Here is a 19,492-nt window from a genome sequence, read left to right on the forward strand (position 1 = left end):
GCCGGCCCGCTGTTTTTGTGACGGCAAGCACCCTATAATGGCGCCATCCTGCACCACCCCACATCGACACACCCAAGCCTGCATGTTCGTTCTCAGACCCTATCAGACCGACGCCGTCAACGCCGTGATCAGCCACTTTCGCAAACACCCGGATCCCGCCGTGGTAGTGCTGCCCACCGGTGCCGGCAAGAGTCTGGTGATCGCCGAGCTGGCCCGCAAAGCGCGCGGCCGGGTGCTGGTGCTGGCCCACGTCAAGGAGCTGGTGGAGCAGAACCATGCCAAGTACGAGGCGTGGGGGCTCAAGGCCGATATCTTCGCAGCCGGCCTGGATCGCAAGGAGGCGAGCGCCCAGGTGGTGTTCGGCTCGGTGCAGTCGGTCGCCCGCAATCTGGATGCCTTCGACAGCGCCTTCTCGCTGCTCATCATCGACGAGTGCCATCGGGTCTCGCTCGATGATGACAGCCAGTACCATCAGGTGATCGACCACCTCAAGGCCGCCAATCCGGCCCTCAAGATCCTCGGTCTCACCGCCACTCCCTATCGGCTCGGGCTGGGCTGGATCTACCGGCGCCACTATCACGGCATGGTCAAGAGCCACGGCGAACGGCTGTTTGGCGACTGCGTGTTCGAGCTGCCCTTGCGTTTTATGGTCAAAAACGGCTACCTGACGCCGCCGCGCATGGTGGATGCCCCCATCGTCCACTACGACTTCAGCAAGCTGGTGGCGAGGGAGAACGGCCTCTTTAGCGAGGCGGATCTCAACGGCGAGCTCAAGCGCCAGCAGCGGGTTACCCCCCATATCCTGAGCCAGGTGCTGGAGTATGCCGCCGACCGGCAGGGGGTGATGATCTTCGCCGCCACCGTCGAACACGCCCGTGAAATTCACGGCCTGCTTGGCGCCCGAGGCCAGCAGGCAGCCCTTATCACCGGCGAAACGCCGGGGCCGGAGCGCGATGCCCTTATCAACGCCTTCAAGGCGCGCGAGCTCAAGTTTCTGGTCAACGTGGCGGTGCTCACCACCGGCTTCGACGCCCCCCATGTCGATCTTATCGTGATGCTCAGACCTACCGAGTCGGTCTCCCTCTATCAGCAGATCGTCGGGCGGGGCCTGCGCCTCTCGCCGGGCAAGACCGATTGTCTGGTGCTCGACTATGCGGGCAACAATTTCAACCTGTTCGCCCCCGAGGTGGGGGAGCCCCGCCCCCACGCCGGTACCGAGCCGGTACAGGTGCCCTGCCCCGCCTGCGGTTTTGCCAACACCTTCTGGGGCAAGACCGACGAGGATGGCAAGGTGATCGAGCACTACGGCCGCCGCTGTCAGGGGCTGTTTGAAGATGAAGAGGGCAACCGCGAAGAGTGTGACTACCGCTTTCGCGCCAAGATCTGCCCCGGCTGCGGTGCGGAGAACGACATCGCCACCCGCCGCTGCCAGAGCTGCGATCAGCTGCTGGTGGACCCTGACGACAAGCTCAAAGAGGCGCTCAATCTCAAGGATTGCATGGTGATCCGCTGTGCGGGGCTAACCCTCACCGCAGGGCGCGGCAAACAGGGGGAGCGGCTGGAGGTGACCTACCACGATGAGGATGGATTGACCCTCAGTGAATACTTCGGATTTCACTCCCCGGGCGCACGGCGCTTGTTTCAACAGCACTTTGTGCGTCATCATTGGCCCGCCCCGGGGCTGGAGCCCGAATTTGCCACCCTGGCGAGCGTGCTGGCGGCAGAAAGCCAGTTTCGCCATCCCGATTTTGTCATCGCCCGCAAATCGGGTCGCTTCTGGCAGATAAAAGAGAAAATTTTTGATTATGAGGGTCGCTATCGTACCGCCAACTCGCTGGCGTGATGGCCAGTGGCGACCGGCATACATGGCATGAATTGCATTACCCCCGTCGATCCCGCATCGGCGGGTTGAATTATCAGGGTCGGCACCACTGCCGGGCCCTTCGTCACGTTAGAGGATGTTATGCAGCGGCTGTTGATTGGTTTTTGTGCTCTCTTTTCTTCTCTGGCGGCTCATGCCGCCCCGCTGACGCCCCCTCAGGGTGGCCAGTACGCCATCATGGTGCAGGGTAATAACGGCGTCGAGTTTGCCCGCCACGCCGATCAGATGATCGCCCCCGCCTCCACCATGAAGGTGCTCACCGCGCTGGCGGCCCGCCTCGAGCTGGGTGCCGATTTCCGCTTCGCCACCGACATTCAGGCCCAGCCCGGTGCCAAACAGGGTGACACCATCAACGGCGATATCTGGATCAACTTCGTCGGCGACCCCACCCTCTCCCGCATGGATCTGCTGGCCCTGTTCAAGCAGCTTGGCGTCAACCAGATCAAGGGCAACGTCTACGTCAACACCGGCGCCTACAACGGCTACGAGCGCGGCAACGGCTGGTCGTGGGGGGATCAGACCCTCTGCTTCGCCGCTCCTGTCTCCTCGGTCATCATCGACAAGAACTGCGCCTACGGCACCATCACTGCCACCCAGATTGGCAAACCGGCGGTGGGCAATGTGGCTACCGGCGTGCCCATCGGCATCGGTGCCGACAACGTGGAGGTGATGAGCTATGGCGACATGGCGCGCCAGTTCTGCGCACTGGAAGTGGACATGGCCAAGGGCAACTTCTACGAGCTCAAGGGCTGCATCACCCCGAACAAGGAGCCGCAGGGTCTGCGTTTCGCCATTCACGATGTGGAAGCCTGGGGTTGGGACAACATCCGCTGGGCGATGAACCGTGCCGGTATCAAGCATGATGGCCTGCTGCGGGTCACCCACAAGGCCCCTGAAGGGGCAGAGACGCTGGGCACCCACTACTCGGTCTCCCTGCCGGTGATGCTCGCCAAGATGCTGAAGAAATCGGACAACCTCTATGCCGATACCTTCCTCAAAACCGTGGGCCGTCACTACTACAACAAGCCGGGCAGCTATCGCAGCGGCACCATGGCGGTACGCGCCATCCTGACCAAGAACGGGATCGATCTGGGCAATGCCACTCTGGCTGACGGCTCCGGTCTCTCCGCTCACAATCTCATCAGCGCCCGTCAGATGATGTCGGTGCTGAACTTCATCCAGAAAAATGATGCCGAACTTGGCCTGATCAAGCTGCTACCAAGCTCGCAGGTGGATGGCACCCTGGCGTGGCGCCGCAGCGTCACCGCCCCCATGATGAAGAACAAGGTCCATGCCAAGACAGGGACCATCACCGGCACCTCCAATCTGGTGGGCTTCATCGACACGGCAGGCGGCCAGCGCAAGGCGTTCGTGATGTTCCAGCGCGGCCTGTCGCAAGATCCGGCCACCCATGAGCGCTATCGTGCCAGCAAGGCGCCGTGGCCCTGGACCGTATTCGAGAAGGGGGTGCTGGAGAGCATCTATCAGCAGCAGCCGATCCAGATCGCCGATGAGAGCTGAGCCAATAGGCCCACTCGAATCAGGGTATCGATAATTTCGGCTTCAAGTCGCCACGAGGCAGGGCTATGCTGTTGCCTGCCTCATATCAACGGCCATACATAAACGGCTTAAAAAACGGAGAGAAAAGATGTTTGCAGTGATTTTTGGTCGCCCGGGTTGCCCCTACTGTGTCCGTGCCGTACAGATCGCCGAGCAGCTGACCGAACAGCGCGATGACTTCAAATTCCGCTACGTGGATATCCATGCCGAAGGCATCACCAAAGAAGATCTGGCCAAGAGCGCCGGCAAGCCGGTCAATACCGTGCCGCAGATCTTCCTGGACGAGCAGCACATCGGTGGCTGCACCGATTTCGAAGCCTACGCCAAAGCGAATCTGGGTCTCTACCAGTAATGCCTGCGGGTCATCCCGAGCGGGTTGACCGCCAGAGCGTATAAAAAAATCCGGCGCCATCAGGCGCCGGATTTTTTTATGGGCAACACGCACACATCATCCCCGATCAGGGAGTCACAGACTGGGCGGCAAAGCGCGCAATGATGGGGTTGTGATCCGAACTGTCGGTCGCCGGTGAACTCACCTCAACCAAATCCAGATTGCGGTAGTAGAGGTGATCCAGCGGGCGACCGAAGGCGGTGCGGCGCAGGTCAGGCACCGGCACGGCCTCTTGCAGACCCAGCTCGTCCACCAGTTTGTTCAGCCAGAACTGGCGCTTGTCGCTCCAGGTATTGAAATCACCGGCCAGGATCACCGGCCCCTGATGGCGGCGCACCAAGGCAGTCAGATCGTTGAGCTGCTCGCGGAAGGTGGCCATCCCCAGTTCGAAGTTGACCGCATGGATATTGATGACCATCACGCCATCAGGATCGCCCTGCAGCGGATAGAGGCTCACCAGCCCGGATTTGGGGATGCGCAGCAAGGGCTCGGGAGAGCGCACGCCACAGACGAACGCCTGCGGGGTCTTGGCCACCGTCATCACCCCGAACGACACGCCGCCCTGGGTGAAGGCTTGCAGCTGTTGCCACTGGAAATCACCAGCGCGCAGCCAGTCGAGCATATCGGGACGGGTGGCCGACTCTTGCAGCAGCACCAGATCCTGCCCCTTGGCATAACTGTCCATCCCTTCACGCCAGTTTTTGCGCTGGCCCTTGTAGAGATTCCACACCGTCACCCCGAATTCACGGGGCAGCGCCGTGGTCGCCAACGCTACCAGCGGCGGACGCTGGCAGTCGAGTCCCGGCACAATCCCTTGAGCTGTGACCAGATGGTTCTGATCCGGCACCTCAAAACAGCCTACCAACCCCAGGGTCAGCAGGGAGGTGCCAAGAATGCGATAACTATTTTTCATTGGCTAACAACCGCCCGCCTTTGCTTTTTGTTGCGACCATCACAAACGTCATTCACGCCGACTAAGCTGATAGTCCCTGTTCCACCCAACCAGAAGGACCTTGTCTCATGGCGAAAGAACTTCGGTACAACGTGACGTTTTATGATCAACAAGGAAATTGTCATCAAGTGGAGCTGTCCACCGCCTATCAGATAAGACGGGACCCTCAATGCGATCTCTGCCTGTTCGACACCCTGCAATATGTGGGCTCGGAAGAGATGCTGGAACGCATGATACGGCAAAAAACCGGGCTTGAGCAGGAAATATCCATCATCAATGCCCGGCTGATTTAATCAGGCACTCACCGGAACCGGGCGGGATTTGCCCTGTTCGTCGATGGCGACATAGGTGAAGATCCCCTCGGTCACACAGTAACGCTGGGCATCGTTTTCCCGCAGTACCGGCTTGACCCACACCTCCAGCTTGAGCTTCATGGAGCTGCGGCCGATCTTCATGCAGCGGCCGTAGCAGCAGACCACATCGCCCACCTTGACCGGACTGTGAAAGGTCATGCCTTCGACGGATACGGTACAAATACGTCCTTTTGCCAGCTCCTTGGCCATAATGCCCCCACCTATATCCATCTGGGACATGATCCAGCCACCAAAGATGTCGCCATTGGGGTTGGTATCGGCTGGCATTGCCAGGGTTCTCAGCAACAACTCCCCATCGGGGTGACGTTTTGTATCTACCATCATTACCGCCTCTCTCTCATGGATGGCGGCATGATAGGGGGCGATCACCCCCTTGGCAAACCTCAATTGCCCGAGGCGGCGAGCTCGGCAAACCAGTGGGCCGGATCGGGCCAGCGATAGTTGAATCCCATCTGCTGGCAAATCAGCTGGCCGTCGATGGGCTGAAATTCACCGGCAGGCTCGATAAAGACCGGCACAGGCAACCCCTGCTGGCGCGCCGCAAAGGGGTAAAACTGCTCGCGGCGCGGATGCACAGGCGCGCTCAGGTTGAAAACATCCCCGTCCTTGCCCCGCTCCAGCAGCAGCATGCAAGCCGCCACCACATCGTCCAGATGGACCAGATTGACCGACTGGGCGCCACCATCCAGGGTCTTGCCCGCGAGGAAGCGACCGGGATGGCGATCCGGGCCATAAAGGCCGGAGGGGCGCACTATCATCACCGTCTCGAAACCGGCCGCCAGCACCGCCTGCTCCGCCGCCAGCATCCGCTCGCCACGGGCATGGCGCGGTTTGGGCTGCTCACCCTCTTCTTGACCCGCCCCCCATACCGAGGTGGCGCTGACAAACAGTACCCGCCGGGTGCCGTGCGCTTTGGCCAACGCGCAGGCCTTTGCCACCGCCTGCGGATAGTCATCGGTCTTGCTGGGCGGTACGCAGATAACCAGCGATTCGCAGGGGATGGGCCACAGCGCTTGTTGATCAGCGATGGGCATCTCGGCAGAGCCCATGTTGGCAGAGATGGTCAGCGGATGGGCGTTGATCCCCTCCCCCTGCAGACGGGCCGCCTTCTCGGCACTGCTGACCGTCACCGCTACCTGCTTGCCTGCCGCCAGCAGGGCCCGCGCCAGCGGTAGCCCCAGCCACCCCGCACCCAGAATGCCGATCGTCCCGGCGATATCTTGTTCTGTCATCGTCCTCTCCTGCTTGACGCTATTTGCCCCGCAGCTTACCTGCCTTGGTAGGAAAAGGAAGCCTTGGCTTGCAGATATATAAATGCCGACAATGTGGTGGTACATGCTTCCCATTCGCTAACAATATCAGTAATTAAAATACTATATCTGACCTATACGATCATTTGTTAATCTTTAAAGAAAACCGGTTGTGTGACATTGTCATTTTCAAAACATCTATATTCTTAGCCTCACATACCTTCCTAATTTCATCTTCATGAGCAGAGGAAATTCTCGCACCTAAAATAACATGTTTTGGCTTTGGCATACTATAAGGCATTTCTTTTGGGAAAATCATATTCCCAAACACAAGCCTCCATTCTTTTTCATAAGCCCACTCTGTACTTTTCATCAGGGCAACTTGATTAAGATAAAGAATATTATTAGTGGTTTTATTTTTACCAAAAACGTTACTGGCATCAAACATTTCATCTGAATAAATAACAGGGTAGATTGACCTTGCTCTTAGATCTTCATTTCCTAATTCGTAAAAATCATAACCTATACAAAAACCAGTATGATAACTGGCATAATGCGACCACATTAATATTGATTTTGGATTTTCAGAAAAACAACAAATCTTGAACATTTGCTTAAAACCTTCAGATGTTTCTCTCACAAGGTTTTTTGCTCTATCTTTCATTACAGTACGTATAGCTTCTCCACAAGTACGACCATAATCAGGTCTTTCTGGATAACTAAGCTCAAGTAGCTTTACCATTGGATGAGGACTTTCTGCAATTGACTGAACTTGTTCTTCAGTTAACTGCTCTATTAATCCATTCTCTTGAGCCATTGATAAAACTGACTCCCTATTATCAGGATCCAGCTCTATATCATAATGAAATGAGCAATCATAAGGGTCATTAAAATTTTTCGGGTCTGATAACCATATTGTGTCATCCAATAAATTTTTTATAGAGTTATCATTTACCGAGCGATATTTATAAAGAATCTTAGGTATGTGTTCATACTTAAGAGAAATAGCTTTTTTAATTTGCTCTACAGATGTTGTATTGGAAAACACCAACTTCTTATATTCTTCAAACCAATCCATACTCTCCCCTATGACCTAAATAGATAAAAAATTATGTTATTTGCAGCCTTATCAATCATACCAGTACATTAATTCAAATTTTGTTTGCTTTCAATTATTAACAGTCATAATTGCCAGCCCTACTCTGGGATATATAGGTTTCCTGTTTTCTATTTAATCTAAAAAAGCGGGCCAATGGCCCGCTTGGTTATATTTCACTCACTCCATCCTCACACCGGCGGATGGAAATGGCTGGCTTCGCGGGTGGCCATCTCCTCGTAAGTGGCCCACTTCTGCCACGCCACTTGTTGCGCCACCTGCATCAGCCGCTCGGCCTCCTGTGGATGGCTCTGGGCCAGCACCCGATAACGGGTCTCCTCCTGCCGATATTCAGCGAGGGGAATGGAGGGGCGCAGGCTGTCGAGGCTGAAGGGGTTCTGCCCCGCACTGCGCAATACCGGGTTGTAGCGCATCAACGGCCAGTGACCGGAGGCCACGGCCCGTTTTTGCTGGGTCAGGCCAAACTCCATATCGATGCCGTGGGCGATACAGTGGCTGTAAGCGATGATAAGCGACGGGCCCGGATAGGCCTCCGCCTCACGCAAGGCCTGCAGCGCCTGCTGCGGGTTGGCACCAAAGGCGATACGGGCAACATAGACATTGCCGTAGGAGATGGCCTGCAAGGCTACATCCTTCTTGGCCAGCGTCTTGCCCCCCGCCGCAAACTTGGCGACGGCACCGAGCGGGGTCGATTTCGACATCTGACCGCCGGTGTTGGAGTAGACCTCAGTATCCATCACCAGCACGTTCACGTCGCGGCCGGAGGCGAGCACATGGTCGAGCCCCGATGAGCCGATGTCATAGGCCCAGCCATCGCCGCCGATGATCCAGACCGAACGGCGCACCAGCTGATCGATAAGCGACAGCAGCTCGCGGGCCTTGCCGGATTTCACCTCTTCCAGCCGCTCGCGCACTTGCGCGACCCGGGTACGCTGGGCGCGGATCTCCGACTCCAGCCGTTGCGGGGCGTTGATAAGCGACTCGACCAATGCCTCACCCAACTCCCCCTTCATCGCTTCGAGGGCCGCCACCGCCTGACCGTGATGCTGATCGGCGGTGAGACGAAAACCAAAGCCAAACTCGGCGTTGTCCTCAAACAGGGAGTTGGACCAGGCCGGCCCCTTCCCTTCGCCGTTCTTGGCCCACGGCGTGGTCGGCAGGTTGCCGCCGTAGATGGAGGAGCAACCGGTGGCGTTGGCCACCAGCATGCGGTCGCCAAACAGCTGGGTCAGCAGCTTGAGGTACGGGGTCTCGCCACAACCGGCGCAGGCGCCAGAGAACTCGAACAGGGGTTCGAGGAACTGGGTGCCGCGCACCGTGGAGAAATCCACCCGCTCGCGGGCAGGCCAGGGCAGGCTCTCGAACCAGCGCAGCGCCTGTTTCTGACCAGCCAGATGGGGGGCCTTGTCCATCATGGTGATGGCACGTTCGCCCTCGTGTTCCTCATCAGCCCCGGCCCGCACCGGACAGGCCTGCACGCACTGGCCGCAGCCGGTGCAATCTTCCGGGTAGAGCTGCAGGGTGTAGCGGCTGTCGGGGAAACCCTTGGCGGTGACGGGCACCGACTGCGCCGCCTCGGGGGCGGTCGCCAGCCAGTCCTGATGGTAGAACTTGGCCCGCAGCGCCGCGTGGGGGCAGACAAAGACGCAGTTGCCGCACTGGATACAGATATCGGAGTGCCAGATCGGGATCTCGCGGGCGATATCCCGCTTCTCGAAGCGGCTGGTGGCGGTGGGGTAAGTGCCATCCACTGGCAACATGGAGACCGGAATAAGATCGCCACGCCCCGCCAGCATCTCGCCGGTGACCCGCTGGACAAACTCGCTGCCACCCGGTGCCAGTGGCAGCGGATAGTCGCTGATCTGCTCCTCACCGGCCGGGATGGCCACCTGATGGAGATGGGCCAGGGTGTCGTCCACCGCCGCGAAGTTGCGCTCGACCACTTCGGGCCCCTTGCGGGCATAGCTCTTCTCGATGCTCTCCTTGATCAGCGCAATCGCCTCATCCCGCGGCAAGATACCAGCCAGCGCGAAGAAGCAGGTCTGCATGATGGTGTTGATGCGATTGCCCATGCCGTTGCGCTCGGCCACCCGATCCCCATCGATGCAGTAGAGGCGGATATCGAGGGCGCGGATGCGGGCACGCAGCCGCTCGGGCAGCTCGGCCCAGACCCGGTCAGGCTCATAGGGAGCATTGAGCAGCAGGGTCGCCCCTTCGGCAGCATGCTCCAGCAGGTCTACCGACTCGACAAAGCCCCACTGGTGGCAGCCGATAAAGCTCGCCTGCTCGATAAGCCAGGGGGCATCGATGGGCTCGGGGCCAAAGCGCAGGTGGGAGACGGTGCGCGAGCCCGACTTCTTGGAGTCGTAGACGAAGTAGCCCTGGGCGTGGAAGCCCTCCAGCTCGCCGATGATCTTGATGCTGTTCTTGTTGGCGCCCACCGTGCCGTCGGCACCAAGGCCGAAGAAGAGCGCCCGCACCCGGCTGGCGGGCTCCAAATCGCCTATGGGGTGCCATGCCAGACTGAGGCCCGACACATCATCGACAATCCCCACGGTAAAGCGCGGGCGCGGCGCATCGGATGCCAGCTCCTCGAATACCGCCGCGCACATGGCGGGGGTGAACTCTTTGGAAGAGAGGCCATAGCGACCGCCACTGAGCCACGGCAGCCGCTTGATAAGGCCGCGCTGCAAGCCGTCGATCAGCGCGCTCTGCACATCCAGCAGCAGCGGCTCGCCGCCCGCCCCCGGCTCCTTGGTGCGATCCAGCACCGCCATGCGCCGCACGCTCTCGGGCAACGCATCGAGCAGCGCCTGTACCGGGAAGGGGCGATAGAGGCGAATGACCAGTACCCCGGTCTTGCGATCCTGTTGGTTGAGCCAATCCACGGTAGTGCGGGCGGTAGCCGCCCCCGAGCCCATCAGCACGATGACGTCGGTGGCATCGGGCGCGCCGTGATACTCCACCAGCCGGTAGTGGCGGCCGGTCAGCTCGCCGAGGTTGTCCATGCACTGCTGCACCCGCGCCGGTACCGCTTCGTAGAAGGGGTTGACGCTCTCGCGGGACTGGAAGTAGGTATCCGGGTTCTGGGCGGTGCCACGCATCACCGGATGATCCGGGTTGAGCGCCCGCGCACGGTGAGCCCGCACCCAGTCGTTGTCGATAAGGGCGCGAATTTCATCCCGATGCAGTGCGGTGATCTTGTTCACCTCGTGGGAGGTACGAAAGCCGTCGAAGAAGTGGATAAAGGGCACCCGGCACTGCAGGGTGACGCTGTGAGCGACCAAGGCCAAGTCCTGCGCCTCCTGCACCGAGCCGGAGGCGAGCATGGCAAAGCCGGTACTGCGCGCCGCCATCACATCCTGATGGTCGCCAAAAATCGACAGCCCCTGCGCCGCGAGCGATCTGGCCGCCACATGGAACACCGCCGAGGTCAGCTCACCGGCAATCTTGTACATGTTGGGCAGCATCAGCATCAGCCCCTGACTGGCGGTGAAGGTGGTGGCGAGCGCCCCCGCCTGCAGGGCGCCGTGTACCGTGCCGGCCGCCCCCCCTTCGCTCTGCATCTCCACTACGGTGGGGATGTTGCCCCACAGGTTGGTCTGCCCCTCCGCCGCCCAGGCATCGGCCAGTTCGGCCATGGTCGAGCTCGGGGTAATGGGGTAGATGGCACACACTTCGCTCAGCTGGTACGCCACCCGGGCCGCGGCTTCGTTGCCGTCGACCATGATCAGTTCATGTTTCATTGGGACTCCTCCGGTTGGCGCAGCTCGATGGCGTGACAGGGGCACTGGTCGTGACAGGCACCGCAGCCGGTGCAGCGCTCGGCATCCACCTGATAGCCCTTGCCCGGCCCCAGCTTGGCGATGGCCTGCTCGGGGCAACTGCCGTAGCAGCCGTCGCACTCGAAGCAGTTGCCGCAGGAGTAGCAGCGCGCCGCCTCGTAGCGGGCGGCCACCTCATCCAGCCCGCCTATGATCTCGCCAAAGTCATCCCGCGCCCACGCCGGTTTGACCGGCTGACTGCTGGCGGGCGCGTGGGTCTGGAACCAGAGTTGCAACTGCTCCGGCCCCACCTGCGGGTAAGAGACCATCTTCTGATAGTGGCGACCGCGCAGCCAGGCATCCATATGGCGCGCCGCCTTCTTGCCATGGCCAGTGGCGATGGTGACGGTGCGCTCGGAGGGCACCATGTCGCCGCCAGCAAACAGACCCGGCACATCCGTCATCAGGTTGCCCGCCACCTGTACAACCCCCTCCTTGTTGACCCGCACACCGGGAATGCTCTCCAGCACCGAGAGGTCGACCTCCTGACCGAGCGCCAGAATAAGGGAGTCCGCTTCGAGGGTTTCAAACTTGCCGGTGGGCACCGGCTTGCCTTCGGCATCCAGCGCCATCACCTCCACCTCGATGTTGGTGTTGTCGAGCTGGCGGATGCTGCGCAGCCAGTTGATCTTGATCCCCTCCTCCTCGGCCTCATCGGCTTCAAAGGCGTGGGCCGGCATATGGTCCCGGTCGCGGCGATAGATGATCATTGCCTCTTCAACGCCCAAACGGCGGGCGGTACGGGCCGCATCCATGGCGGTATTGCCGCCGCCGTAGATGGCCACCCGTCGTCCCAGTTTGGGCGGCGGCAAGCCCTGCTCTTCGGCCAGACTGGCCTGTTCGAGGAAGCTCACCGCATCGAGGATCTTGCCCGCTTCCCGGGCCGGAATATCGACCCGCTTGGCCAAATGGGCGCCGATGGCCATAAAGACGGCATCAAAGCCCCCCTCATCGCGCTCGCGCAGCACATCCTCCACCTTGTGGTTGAGGGTCAGGGTCACCCCGGCCGCCACGATGCGGGCAACCTCCCGATCCAGCACGTCGCGAGGCAGACGGTAAGCGGGAATACCAAAGCGCAGCATGCCGCCCGCCAGTGGCCCCGCTTCGCGGATCTCCACCTGATGGCCAAGCCGGTTGAGGTGCCAGGCACAGGAGAGACCGGAGGGGCCGGCGCCGATCACCAGCACCCTCTTGCCGCTGGCAGGGGCAGGTGGCGCAGGCTGCCAACCACGGGCCAGCGCCTCGTCGCCGAGAAAACGCTCGATGGCGTGGATAGAGACAGATTCATCCACCTGACCGCGGTTGCAGGCGCTCTCGCAGGGGTGATAGCAGACCCGGCCATGAATGGCGGGCAAGGGGTTCTCTTCGATCAGGGTCTGCCAGGCCGCCTCAAAACGACCGGCCTGCGCCAAAGAGAGCCAGGCCTGGATATTTTCTCCGGCCGGGCAGGCGTGATTGCAGGGTGGCAAGGCCGGCCGCCAGACGGGTAGCCGGGTACGCACCGGGCCTGTTCCCGTTTTCAGGGAGAGATCCGGCAATGGGGTCATGTCCAGTTGTTTGCTCATACATTGCTTTCTTCTTTTTGTGTGACAGGCCCCACCCGATGGCGCTTGATACCGTGTAGCCGAAGCGGACGGTGGCCGGATGGGGAAGAAGCGAAAGCGTTAGAAACTGGGAACTGAGTCGATAATGGCCGCTTTTTTGTACTGATTAGCGAATCAGGATCAAAAAATGTTGCACTTTATGGTTCATAGAGACCAGAACGTGACTCAAGTAACATCTTCTCCAGCTGACCGCTGGCTTTCAGTTTGGCGAGCCCCCGATTGAAGGTTTTGACCAGCTCGTCAGCGTTGGCACGCTTGCGGCTGATCAACAGGTGACCTTCAACTTTCATCACGGGTTTTGAATGGGTTGCAAAGAGATCGACCGTGCTGGCCGGGTAGAACTGACGCAGGGAGTAGTAGCCGACATCTATGTTCTCCAGCGTCAGGTCGGCGCGGCCGGAGAGCAGCAGATCAAAGCTCTGGCGCAGCCGGGTGACGAACTGCACCTGCAGCGGAACCTGTGCGATGGCTGCAAAAAAATCTGCATTGTAGGTATAGCCACTGACCGCAGCCAGCTTGCGATCCGCCAGATCCTGATAGCTGCGCCATTCCAGCGGATCGGACTTGAGATAGAACCAGACGTAGGTTTCGCTCAGGATGGGATCGCTGTAGAGATGGGTTTTGCGCCGCTCGCTCGACTCATACCAGTGGACTGTGCCATCCACCACTCCCTCCTCCGACAAGCGAAAGGCCCGCTTCCAGGGCAGAAACTGAAACTTGACGCTCACCCCTTCACTCTTGAATGCCTCACTCACCACATGGGGGATAAGCCCCTGATATTTCAGCGTCTCGGAGCAGTAAGGGGGATACTCTCCCGTGGTCAGGGTCAGCTCCTGCGCCCAGAGCCCGTGGCAAAAAAGGCTCCCCGCCAGCAACCAGCTTATTTTCATCCCGATGCCCTCTTGTTCTCTTTTCCCAACTATAGACCGCCCCCTTGAAAGGATTGCCGGATCGCCGGGGAACCGTTATGTTCCCCTTTTTCCAGGCGATCGCGCCGCGTCACAAGGATATGAAGATGCCCAGGCTAGACAGCATTCACCTCTACCCCATCAAATCGACTGCAGGTATGCCGCTGGCTCGCGCCCGGGTGACCGAAGAGGGACTGGCAGGGGATCGCCGCTACATGGTGGTCAAACCGGACGGCACCTTTATCACCGCCCGTACCCATCCCCAGCTGCAACAGGTCGTGGCCACCCCCATCGAAGGAGGCTTGCAACTGCGCTATCCGGGCTTTGAACCCCTCACCCTGCAAGAGGTCGACTTCAGCCGCACCCCGCAAGCTACCGGAGTCTGGAGCGACCGCTTTACCGCCCTGCACACCGACACCAAAGCCGATGGGTGGCTGAGCCGGGTGGCAGGGGAACCAGTGCAGCTGCTCTGGCTGGGTGAAACCTCTGATCGCTTTCGCGAGAAGACCGGCACCCGGGTCAGCTTTGCCGACGGTTATCCTCTGCTGCTGATAAGCCAGGCCTCCCTTGAGGATCTCAATCTGCGCTCCGATGCGCTGCACCAGATGAGCCAGTTCCGCACCAATCTGGTGGCAAGCAATACCCAGCCCTTCGAGGAGGACAGCTGGGTGCGTATCCGCATCGGCGAGGTGGAATTCAAGGTGGTCAAGCCCTGCAGCCGCTGCATCATGACCACGGTGGAAGCGGGCACCGATCGTTTCAACGCCCTGAAAGAGCCGCTGGCCACCCTTACCCGCTACCGCCGTGGCGAGGATGGCGAGGTCTACTTCGGCCAGAACCTGATCGCCCTGAACGAGGGATGGATTGAGGCAGGCAGCGAGATAGAAGTGCTGGAGCGCACCCGTCCGGTGGTCTATCCCGCCGCCGCTCCGAAGAAGCGGGAGCTGGTCTGCGTGGCCCGCGAACCGCTGGCGCGGGATCTGGAGACCTTCTGGTTCGAAGCCGCCGATGGCGAGCCTCTGCCCGACTACCTGCCGGGCCAGCATCTGCCCATCAGCCTCGATATCAAAAATGAACGGATCCAGCGCCGCTATACCCTGAGCTCTACGCCGGATCACCCGGAGCGTTACAGCATCAGCGTCAAAAAGGTGGAGGGGGGTCGCATCTCCCACTGGCTGCACCAGCAGTTGCAGGTGGGTGATCGGCTGCTGGCCGCCAACCCCGCTGGCGAGTTTCACCTGGGCCGCGAGCGCAACCTCCTGTTGCTCTCCGCAGGCTCCGGCGTCACCCCCATGCTGGCGATAGCCCGCACCCTGGCCCTTCGCGGGGAGCTGGAAGAGGTTCACTTTATGCACCTGTGCCGCAGCGAAGCGGACATTCCCGCCGCCAGCGAACTGCATGCCATGGCGCAGCAGGGCATGACCCTCACCATTATCCTGAGCCAGCCGGGCAATCACTGGCAGGGGCTGCAAGGGCGACTCAATGATGAGCATCTGCGACTGGTCAAAGGGTTGGCCGAAAAAGAGGTCTTTATCTGCGGCCCCCACGGTTTTATGGCCGACGCGGCGTCGAAAGTAGCGGCCCTCGGCGTTCCGGCCGCACGGATCAAACAGGAGAGTTTTGGCGGCGCCATTCTCTCGGTGGCCCGCCCCCATCAGGCGGTACAACTGCGTATCGGCGCCCAAGCCTTTACCGGCAACAATCAGGGCACTGTGCTGGATCAGGCCAACAAGCAAGGCGTAGAGCTGCCCTGGAGCTGCCGCGCCGGGATCTGCGGCAGTTGCAAACAGACGCTGATCTCGGGCGAGGTGGATCACCCCGACGCCCCCGCCATCAGTGCCGCCGAGCGGGCAGAGGGCAAAATCCTCACCTGCTGCGCCGTACCGCTCACAGACATCGTCATCAAATAAGGTGATCGAGCCACGAAAAGGCTGGCTGGGCCCCGATCCTGGCCGACCTTTTCCCCCCTGTCGACCCGCGGTTCCTCCATTCTCGTCTCTTTCTCGCCCCGCCTGCGCAACCATGCCGACGATGACTTCTATACTCACAGCAATAACAACAAAACCCCTCCGACGTAGCGGCCTTTGCCGTCTGACCAAGGGGGTTACCCGGTGAGAATAAGGACGCTCAAACCATGGAACAGAACAAACCCGCCTTTCAACTCAACCTCTTGCTCTCCGTGATCACCCTGATCCTGCTGTCACTGGTGTTTTTCGCCTACAGCTGGGCGGGTAAACAACTGGAAGAGAGTTATCGACAACAATATCTCTCCTACCTGCTGGCCGACGAGCTGCGCCAATCCTCCGATGACCTGACCCGACTCGGTCGCACCTACGTCATCACCAAGGATCCAGCCTACGAGCAGCAGTACATGCGGATACTGGCCATTCGCAACGGCGAACAGCCGAGACCGGATGGCTACAACCGTATCTATTGGGATTTTGTCGCGGCCAACGGCCAGAATCCTCGCCCCGACAGCAATGTTCGCCGCGGCCTGATCGATCTGATGAAGGATGCCGGTTTCACCGATGCTGAACTCGCCAAGCTCAACGAGGCCAAGAACAACTCGGATGCACTGGTCAACACCGAGGTGGCTGCCTTCAAACTGGTGCAGCAGACGGACGGTGATCTGGCCGCCAACCAGCAGAAGGCCATCGCCATGATGCATGACAAGGCCTATCACCAGAACAAGGGTCGCATCATGTCACCCATCGACGATTTCTACGTGATGATGGAGGGGCGCAACCAGGAGGCGGTCGAGAGTGCCACCGCCAATACCGACATGCTGCGCTACCTTTTTATCGCTCTGGGCCTGGTATTGATGTTCTTCCTCTGGCGCACCTATCGCTCCCTGCTCGATCTGGTGGGCACCTCGGTCGAACAGCTCAAGACCGATCTCCATCTGCTGGCGGAAGGGGATTTCTCCCGCCCCATCAAGGTGCCCCAAGGCTCGAAAGAGAGTCTTATCGGCCTGCTTGGCACCACACAGAGCACCCTCAAGGGGATCATCGGCAAGGTATCCCACTCCACCGAGGAGTTGTCCAATTCGGCCGACAGCATCGCCCAGATAGCGGAGCAGACCGCCCAGTTCGCCACCGATCAGCAAACCAGTACCCAGACCATGGCCGCCGCCATCGAAGAGCTGGTGGTGAGCATCAGCCACCTCTCCGACAATGCCAGCCATGCAGACGAGCTCAGCAAGGTCTCAGCCGACACGCTGGAGGAGGGCTCCGGGGTCATCAAGGAGACGCTTGGCAGCATCGAGAATATCTCCACCACGGTCGGTGAAGCAGCCAGCACCATCGCAGAACTCAACAGCCATACCCAGCAGATCTCGGAGATCATCGGCGTGATCCGCGGCATCGCCGATCAGACCAACCTGCTGGCCCTCAACGCGGCTATCGAGGCGGCGCGGGCCGGTGAGCAGGGACGTGGCTTTGCGGTGGTTGCCGACGAAGTACGCAATCTGGCCAGCCGCTCGGCGGCCTCGACCCAGCAGATCACCGGGATGATCAGCAAGATCCAGAGCGGGGCGGATGCCTCTATCCGCAGCATGGAGAACACGGTCAACAACGTCTCCCGCGGGGTCACACTGGCCAACCAGACCGGGCAGGCAATCGCCAGCATCCAGAGCCACGCCTCCAATCTCACCGGTCTGATGGGAGAGATCAGCCACACCCTGCGCGAGCAGTCCACCGCCGCCAACGAGGTGGTCTCTACCGTCGGCAACATCACCTCCCTCTCGGAACAATCGGGGGATGCCGCCCGCCACGTGTCCCAAGAGGCAGCCAAGCTCAAGCAGCTGTCACGGGTGCTGCGCCAGGAGATGGGGCACTTCAAGCTTTAAAGAAGGCTGCAAAACAAAACGGCTGCCCCAAGGCAGCCGTTTTTTATTCGGCGTTATCCCCTGTCATTCAGTATCTATCAACCACGCAGGGCGGCGATACGCTGCTCGATGGGCGGGTGGCTCATGAACAGTTCGCTCATGGAGCGCTTGCCGTTGATGCCAAAGGCCATCATTGAGCCTTCCAGCTGCGGCTCGGCACCGCGGGAGAGGCGCTCAAGGGCGGCAATCATCTTGTCGCGACCGGCCAGCTTGGCGGCACCGGCATCGGCACGGAACTCGCGCTGACGGCTGAACCACATGACGATGATGGAGGCCAGAATGCCGAACAACATCTCCAGCACAAACACGGTGATCATGTAGGCAAAACCACCGGTGCTGCTGCTCTCTTCCTCGTTGTTGGAACTGAAGAAGTTGCTGATGACGCCAGCCACGATGCGGGCGAAGAACATCACGAAGGTGTTCACCACCCCCTGGATCAGGGTCAGGGTCACCATGTCGCCGTTGGCAACGTGGCTCACCTCGTGGGCCAGTACCGCTTCCGCCTCGTCACGGCTCATGCTGTAGAGCAGGCCGGAGGAGACCGCCACCAGCGAATCATCTCGGCGGGCGCCGGTCGCAAAGGCGTTCATCTCGGGAGAGTCGTAGATCCCCACTTCCGGCATCTTGATACCCGCTTCGCGGGCCTGACGGGCAACAGTGCTCACCAGCCAGTGCTCGGTCTCGTTACGAGGTTGCTCGATGACCTGGACGCCATAGCTGCGCTTGGCCATCCACTTGGACATCAGCAAGGAGATAAAGGAACCCCCAAAACCGAACACGGCACAGAACATCAACAGCCCGGAAATGCTGGACTTGTTGATCCCCAGAACCGAGAACAGGATATTGAGTACCACCCCCAGCACCAGCATGACGGCCAGGTTGGTCACCAGGAATAGCATAATTCGCTTCATATAGACTCCTTGTGAGAATTAAAGACACGGAGAGAGATCACTCGACCTCCCTATCTCCATGTTATGGATGAATTTTAGGGAGACTCGATGAATGTTCGCTGAATGTGACGTCACAAGAGCGGAGAGATATCAAGCCGCCCCTGCAAATCAGCCTCAAATGGATTGTTTATAAAGGGAATTTCCCCCAGAAACGGGGCCGGTAACATCCCCCTCAGGGTGTCCAGATTTTCCTGATAGTGGCTCATGGCACTGTGAAGGCGATTAATAACCCATCCCGCCACTGGCAACCGATCGTTGCGAATGGCAGCAAAGGTGAGCAGTGCATGGTTGAGACAGCCCAGCTTGGCCCCCACCACCAAAATCACCGGCATGTTCTCCTGCTTCACCCAATCCGACAGCAGATGCTTGCGATCCAGCGGCAGATACCAGCCCCCCGCCCCTTCCACTACTGCAAGCTCGGCCCCTGCCTGTTCAATCTTGCGCAGCCCCTCGCTCAGCCCCTGCATGGTAATGGGCTGGCGCGCCTCGCTGGCAGCGATATGGGGCGCAATCGGCGGCTCATAGGCAAAGGGATTGACCACCTCATAAGGCAGCTGAACACTCGCCGCCTCCTGCAACAGAACAGCGTCGAGGTTGCGCAATCCATCGGGTGTTCGGGCACACCCTGCCGAGATAGGCTTGTAGCCGGCACAGCGGATCCCCTGTGCGCTGAATTCGCGCAGCAGAGTGCGTGCCACCAGCGTCTTGCCCGCATCGGTATCTGTGCCGGTGATAAAGAATGATTTCATATGGTTCTCTCCTTGGCAGGGAGTGGCTCACTGCCCTGCACACAC

The 19,492-nt window shown here is 59.9% G+C and carries 15 protein-coding genes; 6 read left to right on the plus strand and 9 right to left on the minus strand.

Going from position 1 to position 19,492, the window contains the following annotated elements:
- Positions 1-82: 82 nt before the first annotated feature.
- The 3 genes from G5315_RS04555 (at position 83) to G5315_RS04565 (ending at position 3,794) form a co-directional block, all read left to right on the plus strand.
- Complete coding sequence (locus G5315_RS04555; protein ID WP_421332569.1) at positions 83-1,843, plus strand: DEAD/DEAH box helicase; 1,761 nt, start codon at positions 83-85, stop codon at positions 1,841-1,843.
- Between the two features lie 120 nt (positions 1,844-1,963).
- Complete coding sequence (dacB, locus tag G5315_RS04560) at positions 1,964-3,403, plus strand: D-alanyl-D-alanine carboxypeptidase/D-alanyl-D-alanine endopeptidase (protein WP_139435857.1); 1,440 nt, start codon at positions 1,964-1,966, stop codon at positions 3,401-3,403.
- 94 nt (positions 3,404-3,497) lie between these two features.
- A complete protein-coding gene (locus G5315_RS04565) occupies positions 3,498-3,794 on the plus strand; it encodes a GrxA family glutaredoxin (RefSeq protein WP_279462281.1) in 297 nt (98 codons plus the stop codon).
- Positions 3,795-3,900: 106 nt separating this feature from the next.
- Here G5315_RS04565 and G5315_RS04570 read toward each other — a convergent pair whose 3' ends face one another.
- A complete protein-coding gene (locus tag G5315_RS04570; protein ID WP_005337873.1) occupies positions 3,901-4,746 on the minus strand; it encodes an endonuclease/exonuclease/phosphatase family protein in 846 nt (281 codons plus the stop codon).
- Positions 4,747-4,853: 107 nt separating this feature from the next.
- Here G5315_RS04570 and G5315_RS04575 point away from each other — a divergent pair, with 107 nt between their 5' ends.
- Positions 4,854-5,078, plus strand: a complete 225-nt coding sequence (locus G5315_RS04575; RefSeq protein ID WP_279460751.1) for a hypothetical protein — start codon at positions 4,854-4,856, stop codon at positions 5,076-5,078.
- Here G5315_RS04575 and yciA read toward each other — a convergent pair whose 3' ends face one another.
- The 6 genes from yciA to G5315_RS04605 all read right to left on the minus strand — a co-directional run bounded on the left by yciA (position 5,079) and on the right by G5315_RS04605 (position 13,844).
- Positions 5,079-5,483 (minus strand): acyl-CoA thioester hydrolase YciA, encoded by a 405-nt coding sequence (gene yciA / locus G5315_RS04580; RefSeq protein ID WP_005337875.1) that lies wholly within the window; start codon positions 5,481-5,483, stop codon positions 5,079-5,081. It lies immediately after the preceding gene.
- A gap of 59 nt (positions 5,484-5,542) precedes the next feature.
- A complete protein-coding gene (locus tag G5315_RS04585) occupies positions 5,543-6,391 on the minus strand; it encodes an NAD-dependent epimerase/dehydratase family protein (protein WP_279460753.1) in 849 nt (282 codons plus the stop codon).
- A gap of 160 nt (positions 6,392-6,551) precedes the next feature.
- Positions 6,552-7,487: a DUF2971 domain-containing protein gene (locus tag G5315_RS04590; RefSeq protein ID WP_279460755.1), complete on the minus strand. Its 936-nt coding sequence runs from the start codon at positions 7,485-7,487 to the stop codon at positions 6,552-6,554.
- A 209-nt stretch (positions 7,488-7,696) separates the two neighbouring features.
- A complete protein-coding gene (gene nifJ / locus G5315_RS04595; RefSeq protein WP_279460757.1) occupies positions 7,697-11,272 on the minus strand; it encodes a pyruvate:ferredoxin (flavodoxin) oxidoreductase in 3,576 nt (1,191 codons plus the stop codon).
- Complete coding sequence (locus tag G5315_RS04600) at positions 11,269-12,915, minus strand: NAD(P)-binding protein (RefSeq protein ID WP_279460759.1); 1,647 nt, start codon at positions 12,913-12,915, stop codon at positions 11,269-11,271. The genes nifJ and G5315_RS04600 overlap by 4 nt, the downstream gene beginning before the upstream one ends.
- A gap of 176 nt (positions 12,916-13,091) precedes the next feature.
- Positions 13,092-13,844: a substrate-binding periplasmic protein gene (locus tag G5315_RS04605; RefSeq protein ID WP_279460761.1), complete on the minus strand. Its 753-nt coding sequence runs from the start codon at positions 13,842-13,844 to the stop codon at positions 13,092-13,094.
- A 77-nt stretch (positions 13,845-13,921) separates the two neighbouring features.
- Here G5315_RS04605 and G5315_RS04610 point away from each other — a divergent pair, with 77 nt between their 5' ends.
- Entirely contained in the window at positions 13,922-15,772 is a 1,851-nt protein-coding gene (locus G5315_RS04610) for an MOSC N-terminal beta barrel domain-containing protein (RefSeq protein WP_421332570.1), read from the plus strand.
- A gap of 224 nt (positions 15,773-15,996) precedes the next feature.
- Complete coding sequence (locus G5315_RS04615) at positions 15,997-17,709, plus strand: methyl-accepting chemotaxis protein (RefSeq protein ID WP_266134426.1); 1,713 nt, start codon at positions 15,997-15,999, stop codon at positions 17,707-17,709.
- Between the two features lie 77 nt (positions 17,710-17,786).
- Here G5315_RS04615 and htpX read toward each other — a convergent pair whose 3' ends face one another.
- Entirely contained in the window at positions 17,787-18,659 is an 873-nt protein-coding gene (gene htpX, locus G5315_RS04620) for a protease HtpX (protein WP_069527876.1), read from the minus strand.
- 110 nt (positions 18,660-18,769) lie between these two features.
- Entirely contained in the window at positions 18,770-19,447 is a 678-nt protein-coding gene (gene bioD, locus G5315_RS04625) for a dethiobiotin synthase (RefSeq protein ID WP_227340888.1), read from the minus strand.
- Between the last annotated feature and the right edge of the window lie 45 nt (positions 19,448-19,492).

The sequence above is a fragment of the Aeromonas sp. 603607 genome (genome assembly GCF_049171595.1).
Taxonomy (GTDB): domain Bacteria; phylum Pseudomonadota; class Gammaproteobacteria; order Enterobacterales; family Aeromonadaceae; genus Aeromonas; species Aeromonas veronii.